The sequence below is a fragment of the Agarivorans sp. DSG3-1 genome, assembly GCF_046774965.1.
Lineage (GTDB): Bacteria > Pseudomonadota > Gammaproteobacteria > Enterobacterales > Celerinatantimonadaceae > Agarivorans.
The window spans coordinates 2,421,061-2,437,948 of sequence record NZ_CP177241.1 but is presented as its reverse complement, the minus strand read 5'-3'; the positions used below and the strand labels follow the sequence as shown (position 1 = coordinate 2,437,948).

The 16,888-nt window shown below is 43.6% G+C and carries 15 protein-coding genes; 10 read left to right on the top strand and 5 right to left on the bottom strand.

Annotated elements, in window-relative coordinates:
* The first annotated feature begins 639 nt into the window (after nucleotides 1-639).
* The 3 genes from ACLD71_RS11375 (at nucleotide 640) to ACLD71_RS11365 (ending at nucleotide 3,632) form a co-directional block, all read left to right on the top strand.
* Nucleotides 640-1,803, top strand: coding sequence for a glycoside hydrolase family 11 protein (locus ACLD71_RS11375; protein ID WP_411990775.1), 1,164 nt, complete (start codon nucleotides 640-642; stop codon nucleotides 1,801-1,803).
* 101 nt (nucleotides 1,804-1,904) lie between these two features.
* Nucleotides 1,905-2,855 (top strand): HEAT repeat domain-containing protein, encoded by a 951-nt coding sequence (locus ACLD71_RS11370; RefSeq protein ID WP_411990774.1) that lies wholly within the window; start codon nucleotides 1,905-1,907, stop codon nucleotides 2,853-2,855.
* 57 nt (nucleotides 2,856-2,912) lie between these two features.
* Nucleotides 2,913-3,632, top strand: coding sequence for a hypothetical protein (locus ACLD71_RS11365; RefSeq protein WP_411990773.1), 720 nt, complete (start codon nucleotides 2,913-2,915; stop codon nucleotides 3,630-3,632).
* 59 nt (nucleotides 3,633-3,691) lie between these two features.
* On the opposite strand, the gene ACLD71_RS11360 is transcribed toward ACLD71_RS11365, so the two are convergent.
* Nucleotides 3,692-3,787 carry a MetS family NSS transporter small subunit gene (locus ACLD71_RS11360; protein ID WP_137672034.1) on the bottom strand — a complete coding sequence of 32 codons (96 nt, stop codon included), beginning with the start codon at nucleotides 3,785-3,787 and terminating at the stop codon, nucleotides 3,692-3,694.
* A gap of 4 nt (nucleotides 3,788-3,791) precedes the next feature.
* Complete coding sequence (locus tag ACLD71_RS11355) at nucleotides 3,792-5,273, bottom strand: sodium-dependent transporter (protein ID WP_137672035.1); 1,482 nt, start codon at nucleotides 5,271-5,273, stop codon at nucleotides 3,792-3,794.
* 649 nt (nucleotides 5,274-5,922) lie between these two features.
* Between ACLD71_RS11355 and ACLD71_RS11350 the strand changes: the two genes are divergently transcribed.
* Nucleotides 5,923-6,831 carry an SMP-30/gluconolactonase/LRE family protein gene (locus ACLD71_RS11350; RefSeq protein WP_411990772.1) on the top strand — a complete coding sequence of 303 codons (909 nt, stop codon included), beginning with the start codon at nucleotides 5,923-5,925 and terminating at the stop codon, nucleotides 6,829-6,831.
* A 51-nt stretch (nucleotides 6,832-6,882) separates the two neighbouring features.
* Here the strand turns inward: ACLD71_RS11350 and ACLD71_RS11345 are convergent, their stop codons facing one another.
* A complete protein-coding gene (locus tag ACLD71_RS11345; RefSeq protein WP_137672037.1) occupies nucleotides 6,883-7,299 on the bottom strand; it encodes a hypothetical protein in 417 nt (138 codons plus the stop codon).
* Nucleotides 7,300-7,483: 184 nt separating this feature from the next.
* Between ACLD71_RS11345 and ACLD71_RS11340 the strand changes: the two genes are divergently transcribed.
* The 4 genes from ACLD71_RS11340 to ACLD71_RS11325 all read left to right on the top strand — a co-directional run bounded on the left by ACLD71_RS11340 (nucleotide 7,484) and on the right by ACLD71_RS11325 (nucleotide 12,774).
* Nucleotides 7,484-9,385, top strand: a complete 1,902-nt coding sequence (locus tag ACLD71_RS11340) for a glycosyl hydrolase 53 family protein (RefSeq protein WP_411990771.1) — start codon at nucleotides 7,484-7,486, stop codon at nucleotides 9,383-9,385.
* Between the two features lie 148 nt (nucleotides 9,386-9,533).
* Nucleotides 9,534-11,270 (top strand): hypothetical protein, encoded by a 1,737-nt coding sequence (locus ACLD71_RS11335; RefSeq protein WP_411990770.1) that lies wholly within the window; start codon nucleotides 9,534-9,536, stop codon nucleotides 11,268-11,270.
* Between the two features lie 139 nt (nucleotides 11,271-11,409).
* Nucleotides 11,410-12,309, top strand: a complete 900-nt coding sequence (locus ACLD71_RS11330; RefSeq protein ID WP_411990769.1) for a M15 family metallopeptidase — start codon at nucleotides 11,410-11,412, stop codon at nucleotides 12,307-12,309.
* A 15-nt stretch (nucleotides 12,310-12,324) separates the two neighbouring features.
* On the top strand, nucleotides 12,325-12,774 hold the full coding sequence (locus ACLD71_RS11325) for a hypothetical protein (RefSeq protein WP_137672041.1): 450 nt from the start codon (nucleotides 12,325-12,327) through the stop codon (nucleotides 12,772-12,774).
* Nucleotides 12,775-12,793: 19 nt separating this feature from the next.
* Here the strand turns inward: ACLD71_RS11325 and ACLD71_RS11320 are convergent, their stop codons facing one another.
* Both ACLD71_RS11320 and ACLD71_RS11315 read right to left on the bottom strand, forming a co-directional pair.
* Nucleotides 12,794-13,471: a response regulator gene (locus ACLD71_RS11320; protein ID WP_411990768.1), complete on the bottom strand. Its 678-nt coding sequence runs from the start codon at nucleotides 13,469-13,471 to the stop codon at nucleotides 12,794-12,796.
* Between the two features lie 4 nt (nucleotides 13,472-13,475).
* Complete coding sequence (locus ACLD71_RS11315; protein WP_411990767.1) at nucleotides 13,476-15,089, bottom strand: ATP-binding protein; 1,614 nt, start codon at nucleotides 15,087-15,089, stop codon at nucleotides 13,476-13,478.
* 235 nt (nucleotides 15,090-15,324) lie between these two features.
* Here ACLD71_RS11315 and ACLD71_RS11310 point away from each other — a divergent pair, with 235 nt between their 5' ends.
* Together ACLD71_RS11310 and ACLD71_RS11305 are read left to right on the top strand one after the other, a co-directional pair.
* On the top strand, nucleotides 15,325-16,293 hold the full coding sequence (locus tag ACLD71_RS11310) for a tripartite tricarboxylate transporter substrate binding protein (RefSeq protein ID WP_137672044.1): 969 nt from the start codon (nucleotides 15,325-15,327) through the stop codon (nucleotides 16,291-16,293).
* Nucleotides 16,294-16,399: 106 nt separating this feature from the next.
* The gene (locus tag ACLD71_RS11305; RefSeq protein ID WP_137672045.1) at nucleotides 16,400-16,864 is read left to right on the top strand and encodes a tripartite tricarboxylate transporter TctB family protein; all 465 of its coding nucleotides are present in this window, start codon (nucleotides 16,400-16,402) and stop codon (nucleotides 16,862-16,864) included.
* The last annotated feature ends 24 nt before the right edge of the window (nucleotides 16,865-16,888 follow it).

Below are 16,888 nucleotides of genomic sequence, written 5' to 3'. Positions count from 1 at the left end.
ACATTATTATCACTAAAGTGAAAAATTGTTAATACATGCGAAATTTTGCACATTATTTTCTCTCTCTATTGCCCTTCACTTTTAATATTGATTAGCTAAAGCCCCGATATGAGCGGTCAATGAATCAAAACTTCATCTTTAAAACATCATAACTCAATAATAGTAATCCTCGCTTTTTCGTGAAGCAGATCGAAGTTTAATCCCGCCCTACCCGCTTTGTTCAAGTTAAAGCTCCACCCATAGGCTTGACCCATTCAAGTCTCAGGGCTTTAATCTGCAAGCGTTTAAAAATCACTCACATCAAGAGTGAGCTTGGACTTTAATTACCTAAACCAAAATATTTGGGCCTAAAATCAAGCAAAAATGTTAGCGCTAACAAAACACATGAAGTGAATAGTGTAAACAATGACTAAATAATGTCTCACCGCAAACGGTGAGCTGGACAGCCACAAGTAGCGTAACTACGAAATAAAGCGGTGTTCGCAGCTGTATTACTTCACCTAAAGGGGGAGGAGGCTCAATCCAATTTAGTTAAACACTAAATCGAAGCGTTGTAGATAAACCAGCGCCTCTAAAAACATGGATGAGCGAAGCCTTGTAGTTCTTCGATTCATTTGGGCAATCCCAAGAGGAATAACAATGAATACAACCATAGCGTCAACCTTGCACCACGCTGCAAAAGAAGTGCTAAGTATAAAAGGCCTAGTAACAACAATTGCTTGCGCCGCCATCATTTCAGTGTCACCGGTTCAAGCACAAACACTAACGAGCAACCAAACCGGTTACCACAATGGTTACTTCTATTCATTTTGGTCAGAAAACAATGGCAGTAATGAAGCCTCGTTCACCCTAGGTAACGGCGGTAATTATTCATCACGCTGGTCGAATGTAAAAAACTGGGTTGGCGGAAAAGGTTGGAAGCCAGGCGGTCGCAAAAATGTGACTTATTCGGGCAGCTACCAAGCCAATGGCACCAGTTACTTAGCATTATATGGCTGGACGCGTAACCCACTGGTTGAATACTACGTAGTGGAAAACTGGATTGGTTATAACCCTAGCACTGGCGCTCAAAACCTAGGCACCGTAACCACCGATGGTGGCACCTACGATTTATATCGCACTCAGCGAGTTAATAAACCCTCTATTGTTGGCAATGCAACCTTCTATCAGTACTGGAGTATTCGCCGTAACAAACGCTCAAGCGGAACCATTACCACCGGCAATCACTTTGATGCCTGGGGTCGTAGTGGCCTTCAGCTAGGCAGCTTTGACTACATGGTAATGGGTACCGAGGGTTACCAAAGCAGCGGTAGTTCAAATATCACCGTTGGCGAAAGCGGCAGCGGTGATAACGTTGGTGGCAACGGTTCTAGTGTTACCCCTCCTAATTACGCAGTTAAGTTACAAGCTAAACACAGTAAAAAATGTTTAGACGTGGCGGGTGTAAGTAACAACAACGGCGCGAATATTCAGCAATATGATTGTGGCGGCGGCAACAACCAAAAATGGCGTTTCTTCAGTCAAGGTGGTGGTTGGTACACTGTTCAAGCCCAGCATAGCAGCAAGTGTTTAGACGTGGCGGGACCTTCCACTAACAATGGAGCCAACATTCATCAATATGCCTGTCATAACGGCGGTAACCAACAATTCAAACTGTACGATCAGGGCGGTGGTTGGTTCACTATGCAAGCTAAACACAGCAGCAAATGTATTGAAGTAGGTAGCTCCAACCAAAACAATGGCGCTAACGTAAACCAGTACAATTGTCACAATGCCAGCAATCAGCAGTTTAAATTCAACTAAACTCGGCGAGTTAGCATGACTCAAAGAAACGGCCTATGGCCGTTTCTTTATTAATGTTTATTAAGCATTTCACAAACAAGCAAAATAATAAGGCGTGCTGAATGCGCTTACTAAAAACAGCAGTATTAATCATCCCTAGCACTGTTCTCACCTTGGTACTTTTTTTTAGCCCCGCAAAACACACCGGCTTTAACAGAGAGGCCGAACAAGACATCAGCGTACTGGAAGATGACCTAAAACGGCTGCGTCAAAAACTACACCTAGCGGAAGTCCAATTACAACAAGTTAGCCATTCACTGCAGCAAGCAGAGCTTTTACTTACCCGCTGTGAGCCAACTACTGGCAATATTACCGTCCAGGCAAACCTACCAAGCAATGCCCAACCAAACGCTGCACAAACAGATAAGGCCGCTATTGGTATAGAGACTAATGCCACAAGCAACCAAGCGGCCAGCGATACGGTTGCAGCCCTACGCCAGCTCGCAAGTAATAGCCCGTTTGACGTAGAAGAGCAAATAAACACCTTGCTGCTTAGCGAACATCCCAATGATCTGGCTGCGCTCTCTCGCATCATTTATGAATGGCGCCAAGAGCCACAAAGCTTGCCTGACTATTTAGTTTCTGCCATTTACGACAACGGACATGACGATAATCTTCGTAGAATAAGTGCTCAAGTATTAGCCCAACGTGGTGACTATAGTTTGCTTGAAGACTACGTAGCCGAGCAATCAGAAGCCATTAACAGCAACCAAGATCAACAGCGAAGCCAAGCCTTATATGCCCTTTCACAAACCAATAATTATTTGGCTGTACCGTTAATCCACCCCTTACTTAACGATCCTAACGCATCGATTAGAGCCGATGCCTTAATGGCCTTACGAGCTACGGGTAATGGTTCTCATGTGGCGTTTGCCCAAGAGTTGGTGGGTGATAGTAATCAACAAATAAGCGCGTTAGCCAAAGAAGTGGTGAACCTACTTAATCAGCTACCAGAAGATGCAAGACAACGAGTCAGCCAAGATGATATTAAACAAAACACTCCGGACTTATAGTGCACAAAGCGCACACTTTGCGTCACTTTTAACGGTTAGTTAATTCAACTAGCCAAGATGAGTTCTTTATCTCGTCGGCTACTATATATTGCGCCACCTTTTGCCAACGTGACTACATTTGCCGCCATGAATGCCCCCTTATACCTTGCTCTCTTTGCTTGCTTTACTTTATGGGCCTGCACACTAAATGCTGAAGAGCGCCAAAGCGCTAGCGAAAAACATATTGAAGATCCCACTCAAATTGTAACGCGCGCAGGCGTGGGTTATGACGGAGAGCTTACCGTTAATGCCTCAATAGGTTTAGACGATAGCCGCATGTTACGCGGTAAAGTGAATGCTAGCGGTGACGATTGGTACTTAGGAGGATCGTGGTTATTTGAAAAAGGCATTGTTAATTTATATGTAGACGGCAATACCGATCGCATTAGTTACAATTTGGGCACCTATGTACCGTTATCAGAGTTTGGTGTGAATACCGGAAAATGGATGGTTTTTCCAACGGGCGGAGTGTCGGTGATTGATCCTAAAAACACCAGTGAGCTCAACTATGGTGGTTATCTTGGTGGTTTTGCCATTCGTCCCTTTAATGAACAATGGTCGCTAGTATCGTGGTTAGGTACAACGGTCGCATCTAATAATTACCAATCAATTTGGGGCGGCATTGGTGCAAGCTATCGCATCAACCAAGAACAAAGTATTCGTGGAAATGTCAATTTATCCAACGACGATTATGGCCATAACACCACTTCAAGCATTTCTTATACTTATCAGTTTTAAGCCACAAAAAAGCCAAGCGAGGTTGCTTGGCTTTTTGTTTCAAAGTGTTGTGTTTAGTCTTACTTGGCCTTCATAGCTCTAGCGATACAAAAAGCCGCCCCACCCCAAGTAAACCCTAAACCAACAACCATCATAATAATTGCACTTAGTTCCATGTTATTACTCCTGTGTTGCTGGTGCAGTAGGTAGTTTTCTTACTATGATAGATAGCACTACCATAATCGCAACGAGCCCCCAACCAAAGGTCATTAAATCAAACTGATTGTAGCCACCATAGCCTTCTGATATCAAAGAGATAAAGTTGGTCACTAAAATAACCAACAAAATGGCCGGGCTAACAAAACGTAAACACACATTAAACCAAGCCCCAATACGGAACTCTGAGCGTTGATTACTGTATTCACGTAAATCGGGTAAACCTTTCAGCATCCAACCCACTATGATGAGCTCAAGGAAACAACTACCAAGAATACCCACGTTATTCATGAAGTAGTCAACCACATCTAATAACAATAAGCCGCCATTGGTAGTAAAGGCTAAAGAAACAAATAGGGCTACGCCGCATACTGCTGTAGCCGCCTTTTTACGGCCACAACCAAACTTGTCAATTACCGACGATGTTACCGCTTCAATAATAGAAATCATTGAGCTTAAACCCGCTACCGTTAGGGCTAAGAAAAATAATGGCCCTAAGATATAAGGAGCAGGCAAGAGATTAATAGCAGTAGGAATAGTAACAAAAGCTAAGCCTACGCCAGCTTTTACCACTTCGGTAATAGCAACACCTTGCTGATCAGCCATGTAACCCAAAATACCGAAAATCATGATGCCAGCCATAATCGAGAAACCGCAGTTAATTAACACGGTCATGAAGGCGTTATTGGCAATATCGGAATCTTTTGGCAGGTAACTAGAGTAAGCCAGCATAATGGCAAACCCGACACTTAGGGTGAAAAAGATTTGCCCGTAAGCGGCAGACCACACCGATGCGTCTAAGATTTTGCTAAAATCAGGTTTAAATAGGTAGTTCAAACCTTCTACCGCTCCAGGTAAAAAGGCCATTCGAACAATTAATCCCAACACCATAACAAATAGCAAAGGCATCATTATTTTGCTGGCGCGCTCAATACCACCTTTAACCCCGGTAAATACCGCTGAATAGGTAATTAGCCAAGCAATCACTACCGGGACTAAAATATGCAGCTGAACACTCCCCAAATTGCTAGGACTGTTGTCGCCCAACTTTAGGTATTCGCTAAAGAAGAAGGTATTGGGATCTGCACCCCAGCTTTGGGTAAATGAAAATCCAAGATAAGAAATAGACCAACCAATTACGGCAACGTAATACACCGCAATCGCAAACGCGATAAATACTTGAAACCAACCCAACCACTCTAATCTTCGCCCTAGTTTTGCAAACACTTGAGGGGCTGCACCACGCATTTTATGGCCAAGGCTGAACTCCATGATCATAAATGGAATGCCCGCCGATAACATAGCGAACAGATAAGGAATAAAAAATGCCCCACCGCCGTTCTCATACGCCATATAAGGGAAGCGCCAAATGTTGCCTAATCCAATTGCTGAACCCACGGCGGCCATAATAAAGCCAACCCTGGAGCCCCACTGCTCTCTTTGCATAATTATCTCCTCAATACCTTCAGGGGAGAGTAAAACTTAGGCACTCAACATACCGCTCTACTTTCCTTGTACAAAATACTCTTTACATCTAGCTATTCGGAATTTAACAGCACCGATAACTAATAGAGAACAATGCTACAAAACAAAGAACTAACAAAATAGAGCAACCCACAGGCACATTGATTTAAATCATTAATTTTATTTGGTTTTTTCACTAACAAGTCAAACAAAAAACAGCATTTAACTTTGCCAAAAACGAATACAAAAGAGTCAATAACCACGTATAAAGCAAAGAGCAAACACTACCTCTACCAAGAAAATAAAATACAAACAAATACTCTATCCGCCCATCCGTATTTAGCTTAATCCTCCAAACTGATTTCACATCCTCATGTAAATCCAAAACAAACAACTTTTAAGCGACGTATTCAGCGATGAAGATAATGTTGCTTTGTCTGTAACGCTAACCATAAACAAACCAGCACGGTCTCCTTCCTTAGAAATGCTCTTTACGCCCTACTCTAACTCGCAAAAATGTAGAAAACTGATGAAACAAATCACCCCCTAATTAAGAAGTGTTACCATCGCTAACAAACGAATTGAATGAGAAAATGCTCGCTTATAAGGGCATTTAGTAAAGGACATAACGATGAACAGTAACCCCAAGATAGAATGTATCTGGCCAGCTCAAGCGCGTTTAGGAGAAGGGGTTATCTGGATTGAGCAAGAACAAGCCTTGTATTGGGTCGACATATTAAAAGAAAGCCTACACCGTTTTCATCCAGCCAGCGGCCAACAGCAAACCTGGTCACAAAAACCGATGATTAGCGCTATTTTGCCCACTCAAATACCGGGTGAACAGAGTACTTTTGTCGCCACTTATGCCGACGGCATAAAGCTGCTAAGCAATAACATCAGCTACCCGTTAATCGACCCAGAACCTCAGCTACCTAATAATCGCCTTAATGATGCTTGGGTAGCGCCAAACGGCGACCTTTGGTTAGGTTCAATGGATTGCCAACTCAAACAAGATTCAGGCTCGTTTTACCGCTTAAGTCCAGATCTCAAACTAAGCTCGCTGGCTGGCAAATATTGGGTGACCAATGGTCCAACGTTTAGCCCTTCTCAAGCTTATGGCTACTTTGTAGACACTGAAAATTTCTGCATCTTACGCAGTAAACTGGCTGAAGATGGTAGTCTCATTAAATTGGAAAACTGGCTAGAAATAGATCGCAGCTTTGGTAACCCCGATGGCATCACCATCGATGCCGAACAGCATATTTGGGTGGCTCACTACAATGGCGCACAAGTAAGCCGTTATACGCCAGAAGGAAAACTCGAACGACAAATAGCGATTCCAGCACTTAATGTGACCAAGTGTGCTTTTGGCGGCCCCGATTTAAGCACACTCTATATAGTAACCGCTAGCGAAGGCATGAGTGAGCAACAACTCCGAGACTACCCGCTAAGTGGCGGTGTATTTGCTGTTGAGCTTGAAGATGTAAGCGGAGTGGCTACGCCGACCTTTGCCATGACAAGTTGGCCTAGCGATCTATAAATTATAAGGCTGAGGCAAAGGCGTCAGCCCATTTAATAAGGTAAAGAATAATTAGATATTTTCGCAATCTTTATAATTTTTTAGTTTACCCACGAAACCGTTTTTCCCTTCGAGATTAACTAACAAGCCAAATCCGTATTTAAGTGCCTCGTTTTCATCTTCACAGACTTCTCTAAGAGCCAATTTTGTAATAGTTGAAGCTGCTTGTGGGCTCCACTCAATACGGTTATTAGTTATATTAAACTCGTAAACTATTACATCGCTCGATAGATAGCAGCCACCCTCTAGATCGTTATCCTTATAACGAACTAAAGAACAGCTATCAACAATCTTCTGACGGATAGTTTCTTTATGTGGAGCATTCAATTCCGTGTGGTAAGTAGCTACAACTTCTTCCACTGTAGGCCCTGTCATTGCACAACCGTTCAAACCAAGTACCGCAACAACACAAAAAATTACATTTTTCATACTTCATCCCTGAAAACCACTAAGCCGGGATTTAAGCATTTAGTATTATAAAAATCAATAAGATGTGAAACTACATATCAAATTAGAAAAAATCGTAAATAAAACAAATATTAGCGCTTAGCTCACAACATCTATCAACAAGAATTGCCAATATCCTCATTAGTTTATCTTGTTTGAGTTGACGATGACCAAGTTGTTTAACGTCCCTTATTTACTGTTATTGCCCTTTATTGTCACTGCTTGCCAAAGCAGTGACACATCTCAATCCGCTGCATTCAAAAACAACGTAGGCCTTAGCACCAATATAAATACATCGACTTACTATAACGAGTTTATCAACGGCGTAGATATCTCCTCATTATTAGAAATTGAAGCTAAAGGTGTGACGTTTTACAACCAACAAGGTCAAGCCGAGGATATTTTCAAGATCCTCAGTAATCATCAAATTAACTGGGTGCGGATCCGGCTGTGGAATAAGCCCACTAACGTTTATTGGTCTGAACAAGTTAGCCCCAACGGCAAAAAGATAGTTGGCGCTATTGGTGGTGGAAACAATGATTTAACCACCGCTATTACTTTGGCTAAGCGGGCCAAAGCCCACAATATGAAAGTACTAGTCAATTTTCATTACAGTGATTTTTGGGCCGATCCGGGTAATCAAAAGATGCCCGGCGAATGGCTACAGCTAACTCCCTTAGAGCGTGAACAAGCCCTTTACACATTTACTCACCAAAGCTTGCTCAACATGCAGCAGCACGCCGTTTTTCCCGACATGGTGCAAATTGGCAACGAAATTGATAACGGTTTAGTGTGGCCACAAGGTAAAAACATCACTAGCCCAGCGGCGATTAGCTTGCTTAAGCAAGGTATTCAAGCAAGCAGAGATGCAGCACTACAAGCCCAAACTTCACTGCCCATCATGCTGCATTTGGCCGACGGCACTAACCTCAATAAATACCTCACTACTGTTGATGCCTTTACGCAAGCCAAGCTCGATTACGATATTATCGGCGTATCTTATTACCCATACTGGCACGGCAGCATTGAGGATTTGCAAGTCAACCTAAATACTATCAGCCAGCGCTACAATAAAAGAGTATTAGTTGCCGAAACAGCTTACGCCTATACCTTAGAAAATTTTGATAGCACCGATAATATTTTTGGTGAGCAGCAACAAATTGATGGCGGCTTCTTAGCCACAGAAAAAGGACAAGCCAACGCATTAAACGCGGTAATAAATAGTGTTGCAAATGTCCCTGAACAAAAAGGCGTAGGCGTATTTTACTGGGAGCCAGCTTGGTTACGGGGGGGGTGGATAAGTGATGCCGGCAATGCGTGGGAAAACCAAGCACTTTTTAACATCAATGGTCAGGTACTCCCATCTATTGACGCTTTTTCTAGCGAGAGCAAACCCCAAGCAGCCCTCGCTAAGCTAGTCAAAACTGAAGATCTTGAGTTGAGCTTCTTCCGCAATCAACACATCCAATTACCGACTACTGTTATGGCTATTTTTAGCGATGATTCTGTTAAACAGGTGAACGTAACTTGGCCATTTGAGCAGCAGCCCAAATCCTTAGCGCCAGGAATACATCAGTTAACAGGCAGCACTCTTAATGGCCAACCCGTTCACGCTCGAGTGCTTGTTTCTGAGAATGAAAATTTCCTGGCTAACCCCAGCTTTGAAAGTGGCAATTTATTGCCTTGGCATACACCTTCCCCCATAGCCATTAAGGTCAGTGACAAGCAGGCTTTTAACGGTGATTATGCGCTTAACTACTGGGCCGAGTCAGCCCTTAACACCACAATAGCGCTAAAACTTACCAACCTTCCTCCCGGCCTCTATGAATTAAGTGTTCAAGTTATGGGAAGCCCACTAAAACAAGACACTATTGCTCTACGGGCGGTAACGCCAAAAGCCGAACGCAGCGTACAAATAGAGCCTAAAGGATGGAACAATTGGCAACGCTATAGCACCCAGCCCATCAAAGTAGAAAATGGAGAGTTAAACTTAAATCTAGATCTAGATTTAGCGGCAGACAGCTGGGGCTGGATAGATGATTTCCAGTTAATTAGAGTAATCGACTAGTTAACATAAACCCCTTTAATTATTAACTTTATTAGTAATTGAAGTGCCGGGTTATCAATGATTTAATAAGCGCCATTTACCTCTTCCTAAAGTTGAAGCATGAGCGTTTCAGCTACAGGTAATCAACGATTAATACATGGAGTTTTAGATGAAGAACGTTCTTATCGCCGGTGGTTTACTGGCTATTGGTGCTGGAGCCGGCGGATATTGGTATTCACAACAGGCAGACCAAACAACAGCCGACAGCGGCGTATTGGCTTATGTGCCTACCGATACGGCTATATTCTCAGCCAGCCTTAAGCCGTTTCCGGTGAAAAACTACATCAACTCTTTATCTGGATCTTACCAAAGCTTGCCAGTAGACGCCTTTGACGATGCTGACATTAGCGATCCTCGTGGTAAGTTCTTTGTCGCGTTATTCAAAAGCTACAGCGAGGCACTTAAAGACGGCCAAGCCTTTGTAGATACCTTTGGTTTAGCCGATGAAATACGCAGCTACATGTATACCCTTGGCGCCGTGCCAGTGATTAAAGTTGAAGTGGCTAAGCCAGACGCCATTTGGGCGTGGTTAGACAATGCCGAGCAACAAAGTGGCTTCAGCCATAAAGCTGCAAACTTAAAAGGGCTAGATTACCGCACTTACCCATTAAGTGATGAAGGTGACCAAGACAGCGCTGAGCTAGTGGTAGCGGTAAATAATGGCTTGTTAACCATTACCCTTAATACTTCACTTAACGATAGTGAACTGTTAGAAATGGCCTTAGGAATGACTCCGGCTAGCCAATCAATTGCCGATACAACACTGATTCAAGACAGCTTAACTAAACACAACTTTATCGACGACGGCATTGGTTTTATAAACCACCAAGTAATTGCTAAAGCGTTAACCACCAGCGACGGCAATTTATTGGCCAAACACCTGACTAAAATTACCCAAGCCAGCGGTGATGAGAATGCCTTAGCAGATTTACGCACTCCTGCCTGTGACCAAGAATTTAGTGCCATTGTTAGCAACTGGCCTAAAACCGTGATGGGTTTTGACAACTTGAGCATTACCGAGCAAGAAAGCAGTTTTGGCGCGCGCATGGTTGTTGAGAGTAATAACAGCGTATTGCTTAAGGCTTATCAATCGATGAGTGGTTTTATTCCTTCTTACGCTTCAAACACCGAAGATGCTGTTTTCAGTATGGCCTACGGGATTGATGTAAACCAACTAGTCCCCTCGCTACTGTCGGTATGGGAAGAAATGCTCCAGCCAAGTTACCAATGTGCGCCTCTACAAGAGATGCAAATGGCCATGGAACAGCAAAACCCTGGCATGGTGGGCATGATGACGGGCATGGCAAACGGCTTAAAAGGCGTTGGCATGGCAGTATTTAGTTACAAACTAGCCGATATAAGCCGCCCAGAAGATCTGGAAAGCCTAGACGCGATTTTAAGTGTATCGGCAGATAACCCAGCAGTGTTGTTTGAAATGGCTAAGCAGTTCTCACCACAATTGGCCAGCATCACCTTACCTGCAGACGGAACCCCGGTAGACCTAACAGGCCTATTACCCATTCCGCCAAGCATGAACATTCAGCCTCAACTCGCCCTTAAAGGTAACCACCTTGTATTGTTTAACGGCGAACGTGCAGCCGAAGTTAGTGAACAACTTGCAGCAGAGCCGGTGGCTAACAATGGCTTAATCAGCATGTACATTGATTACCAGCAAATGTTTGAACCGATCATAAGCGGCATTGAAATGAGCGGTGAAGAAGTACCAGAAGAGTTATTAGACTTAAAGGACTACCGCATTAAAGCGCAAATGAATATGGCTGTGAATGACCAAGGTATTATCTTTGGCTCAAGCATGACTAGCCAAGCAGATAGCGCAACCAACTAATTAAAAAAGAAACTAAAAAGGCTCGCCACGGCGAGCCTTTCCGAACAAAAATATACAAATAAAAACAATTAATTGTGTAACCTCCCAACAAAATGACAATATTCTCATTAGAGTAATAGCACTAATAAATGGACTTAGTATGATAACAAATCTACTTTTCTCTGTTCTTTCTGGGCAGTTTGAACTTTTTGCTGGGTATGAGCTGCGCCGTGGTGATAACGATAAGAAAAAAATATGGGGAGGTTCTTCACACCCTGATACTTATAGTCACGTTGAAGAGCTACAACTTATACTTAAGAAAGTAGGTACATATGTAGCCAAAGTTGATGGTGATTTTGGGGGCAAAACGGATCTTGCTCTTAAGCTATTTCAAAGCAATGCGAAAACTATTCCTTACCGCATTAAAAACGGCTCTACCGTTACAGTTAAACCAACATTTCATGAAGCTGTATCGGGTAAAACAACGAAAGCTACTAGGCGAGAATTAGCTATTTGGAGTAGCAATACTTATCAAGCTACGGGTGATTTGATTCGCCTAAAAGCGACTACTTACTCAAATATTGAGCTAAACCCTAGTTTTAAATTATTAAGAAATCAACATGTTACAAAAGGTGAGTTTGTTGTATCTGTTTCATTACTGCCTTATATAAAGACTATGAACATCGAAGCTAAAAAGTTAGGGTTAAAGATCGTCATAAACCAATCATTAAGACAGTTAGGAATTCCACCTAAAGGTGCTGTTGTTACACCCGCAAAGCGTAGCCAACATTACATTGGTCACGCTGTAGATGTTAACATTGTGGATGGCAGCAATTGGAACACTAGTGCCACTTTTAAAGCCCAAAAAGCTACTAATTCAGCGAAGCTTTTTATTGCAGCCATGAAAAAAGCAGGCTTACGTTGGGGAGGAAATTTCTCAAAAATGGACTCTCCACATTTTGACAGAAAACTTGATGCCTCAACATTTGAGTACGAAGCAAAGCACTTTTTTAACCAAACCTCTAACTCAAACAATCATATATTACCGTTAGTGATATAAATTAAGGATGACTAAATGAATAAGGCAACGTTGATTGGGTTAATTCTGGCATGTGTGGCGTGCAGTGGACAAGCCGTAACCACTATCAAAACAACAGAACAAAACCTATGTGATGACTATAGGCAAGGATTTGCAATTGCAATCATAGGTAACTCCACAGCAGATGGTTCAGAATGGTATGCAGATTGGTCAGCGTACCTAAATGACTTCATCACAAATAATAAAGAGACCTTTAAAGTTTATCGAGAAAGCCAATTAGATAACATTGAGTTACCCATCTACAGTGTGGCATTCAGTAAACAATCGAGAACCAGTTATTTACTTCATGAAACTATCGAACCCCAGTATTATGAGTATGTCGCAGCAGACTACCTAAGAGCCTCTATCGCTGATCATGTGGCACCTTTTAAGCCATTAACGCATGAAATTGATTTAGTTAAACAGCTATGTGATTCGTTAAAATAGACAGCACAAAATAGCTAAGTCACTTTAGCCGATGATACACCCGCTCTGGTCTGCCTACTGCACCGTAAGCCACTTCTGGGCTTAGCTCATTGCAACTTACTAAGTATTCCAAATATCGCCTTGCCGTAGTTCGACTACTGCCAATTTCTTTACCCGCTAGCTCAGCGGTTAACGCCGGATGCTCGGTAAATAAGCCGCGTACTTTATCTAAGGTGACCGCGTCTACCCCCTTAGGTAAACGCTTCTTACTTTCTGCCGTGGCGCCTTCGCTCATCGGCATTAACTTATCTACGTCTTGCTGCTCAAAAGAGCTATTTTGGTCAAGCCTACGCAGATAGTTTTTGTAGTTATTCAGTGATTCCTGCAGCCGCGGAAAAACCACCGGTTTAAGAATGTAATCAAACACGCCATTGCGCAGGGCTTCTTGCAAAGTGGATGCTTCTTTGGCGGCGGTAAGTAGCATGACATCAATCGCCAAATCTTGGCTGCGAATATATTTAAGTAACTCTAAACCAGTACCATCTGGCAGGTAGACATCCAGTAACAATAATTGTGGAGGCTTGGCATTAATGTGAATCATTGCGTCAGCAATACTCAAGGCGATACCCGAGACGTCAAAGTCACTGACTCGCTGCAAATACTGGCGATGAATTTCAGCAATACCCGCGTCGTCTTCAACAATAAGAACCTGAATCAAATTGCTACTCCTGCTTTAACTGCTTGGGAATATATACGGTAAAACGTGTACCCGATTGATCACTACTAAACTCTACATTTCCCCGTAAAATCTGCACCGTTTCTTTCACCAAATATAATCCAATACCATGGTCGCCTTGGGTTTTGGTGGTAACGCCCTGCTTGTAAATATTGGGCTGTAAAGCATCTTGAATACCACCGGCAAAATCTTCCACTTCAATGATGATATCGTTACCTAAATCAGTCATTGATAATGTCACGGCTTGTTGATTATCACTATGCCGAGTGGCCTCAAAGGCGTTATCCAGCAAATTAGCTACTATGGTAACGATTTGCTCTGAACCACAATGTTCGGGTAAATCTCGTAAACTGCTATCAGGGTCAATGCTTAACGCTAACCCCAGCTCTCTCGCCCGATGAAACTTACCTAAAATACAACCCGCAATCACCGAATCATCTACCGCTTCAATTAAAAAGTGAATCAATTCTTGGAATTGATCATTGGCTTGGCCAATAAACGCTAGGGCTTTGTCACCTTCTCCCAACTGGATTAAACCCGCAATGGTATTGAGCTGATTAGCATGCTCGTGGTTTTGCACCCGCAAGGCTTCGGAATGGGCTTTAATTTGCGAGAGTTGTTTGGTCAGCAGGGTAATTTCATCCTTACGACGAAAACTCGATACCATGCCAATAAAGCGTTGATTGTGATCATTCATTGGCACCCGATTAGCAATCACCAAGTGGCCATTGAGTAGCAGCTCTACATCGCTTTGCGCCTGTGGTTGATCAAGCAACTCCACCATATCGCTATCGGGCAACCAATCACGCAAGGCCATGCCTACGGGGTTGGCTGGCTGGCCGAGTTCATCTTTACCCAGTAAGCGCATGGCATTGGCATTTACGTTAGTAATAATGCCTTCGCGGTTAATCGCGATAACGCCTTCGCGAATGGTATTCAAGGTAGCTTGCAACTCGGCATATAGGCGGGTCATTTGTTCAGGTTCAAAACCTAACAATGTATCTTTAATCCGTTGAGCCAGCCACCAGCCAATTAACATATTTAGCGATAATACCCCCATCACTAACAGCGCCATAAAGTGTAAATAAGGTTGTAGCTGCACATCTATTTTTTCTAGCAAGTAACCCACAGAGACAATGCCAATAATCTCATTTTGGCTATTGCGCACCGGTACTTTTCCGCGCACCGATACCCCTAAAGATCCTTTGGCTTGAGACACATATTCTTGGCCAAGTACCAAAGCAGCGTGGTTGTCTCCCCCAACCATGGGTTTGCCTATCCGTTCACTTTTGGGGTGGGCTAAGCGAATACCCTTGGCGTCTCCCACCACAATAAAGCTGGCGCCCATGGTGCGGCGCAATTCTTCGGCTAAGGTTTGCAGGCTAGCGCTATCTTTGCGTGCAACCGCGCTCACTACATCGGGCAGTTTAGCCACCACTCTAGCAACATCTAGCGCTCGCTCACCCTTGTCTTGGTATTCAGAATCACTGACATACCAATAGCTAGTCACCACCACAATGCTCAGCTGAATCAAGCTGTAGATCAGCATTATCAACAGTAATCTTGCGCGGTAGCTGGGTAAGCGAGCTTGTTGATACATCGAAACATTTCCTTGTTAACTCAATCCAGCTTAGCACGAGCACACTCGCCTATTCCCGTGAACAATATGAACTTAATCACCAATATGGACTTTAAAGCCATTACTTGGCTTTCATTCCCAAATGCCAGCGATTGATTAACATTAATTCAACATTATTTGCCAGCAAGCCGTTTTCAGTTTTGGCAACTATCACTTCCAGCAACGCTGGAAACCCTATGCAACAAGGAGAGCAAGCATGTTAGCCAAGATTAAGTTGGTAAAAACATTAATAGGGGCCGCTGTATTGGCCACCGGCCTAAGTGGTGCCGTACAAGCAGATGAAGTTCACTTTCTTATTCCCGGCGGTGCCGGCGGTGGCTGGGATGGCACAGCACGTGGTACCGGTGAAGCCTTAATGAAATCAGGCATTATCGATAAAGTGTCTTATCAAAACATGAGCGGCGGCGGTGGCGGCAAAGCGATTGCCCATTTAATCGAAACCGCTAAAACCCAAGAACATACCTTAATGGTGAATTCCACGCCGATCGTGGTGCGCTCACTAACCGGGGTATTCCCACAATCATTTCGCGATTTAACCCCCATTGCTGCCACCATTGCAGATTACGGTGCGCTGATTGTTCGCAAAGATTCAAAATATACTCACTGGGACCAAATTGTTGCCGACTTCAAAGAGAACCCCAACAAAGTAAAAGTAGCAGGTGGTAGCGCCCGAGGTAGCTTAGACCACCTAATAGCAGCTGCAGCCATTAAAAACGAAGGCTTAGATCCCATGAAGCTTCGCTACGTTGCTTACGACGCTGGCGGTAAAGCTATGGCAGGTTTGCTCTCTGGTGAAACGGCGCTGTTATCAACCGGTTTGGGCGAAGCGCTTGATATGGCCAAAAATGACCAAGTACGCATTCTAGCCATTACCGCTGAGAAACGGGTAAAAGACGCGCCAGAAGTGCCTACCCTAAAAGAAATGGGCAACGATACGGTATTTGCTAACTGGCGTGGCTTCTTTGCCGCTCCAGGCACCAGTGAAGCGCAAGCTGAAAAGTTTTCCGACATGCTAAAAGAGATGTACGCCACTGGCGAATGGGAAACCGTGCGCTCACGTAATGGTTGGGTAAACAACTTTGTGCCTTACGGCCAGTTCTTCGGTTTCTTAGAACAACAAGAGAAAACCGTAGGCAGCCTGATGAAAGAACTTGGTTTCTTATAATTTCATAAGCCAGCAACTCCCTTGCTGCTTTCTTTGCTTACCGCAGTAATAGGCTAAGCACCGGTGTCGAGTTCGGCACCGGTATTTTTCAAACTTGGAGCTAACAATGCAAATTAGCAATCAACGAATTGGCGGCCTCATTTTTCTGCTGTTCTCTTTGTTTTATGGCTACTTTAGCTACGACATAGCGCTATTCCCCGGCGCTGAGTATGAGCCCTTCACCCCGCGTACTTTGCCTCAGTTTTTAGCGCTGAGCGGGGTGATATGTTCGGTAATTTTGGTAATCACTGGTGGGGCAGATTTTCGAGCCAGTATTAAGCATTTAGTTTGGCAACCTGTGGCTAAGCTGCTGGCGGCCATGTTCGCTTATGGACTACTGGTGAATTGGTTGGGTTTTGTATTAGCCACCATTATTTTTCTGGTGGTCAGCTTTCGCATTATGGGCGAAACCAAACACAAGAAGGCTGCCGCAATAGCCGTGATCTTCACCCTAGTGTTTTGGGCGCTATTAACCCAAATATTAGATATTTATTTAGAACCTGGGCAGCTATGGCACTGGTTTAATGGCTGAGCGTAAGCGAATCAAGGAGTAAAC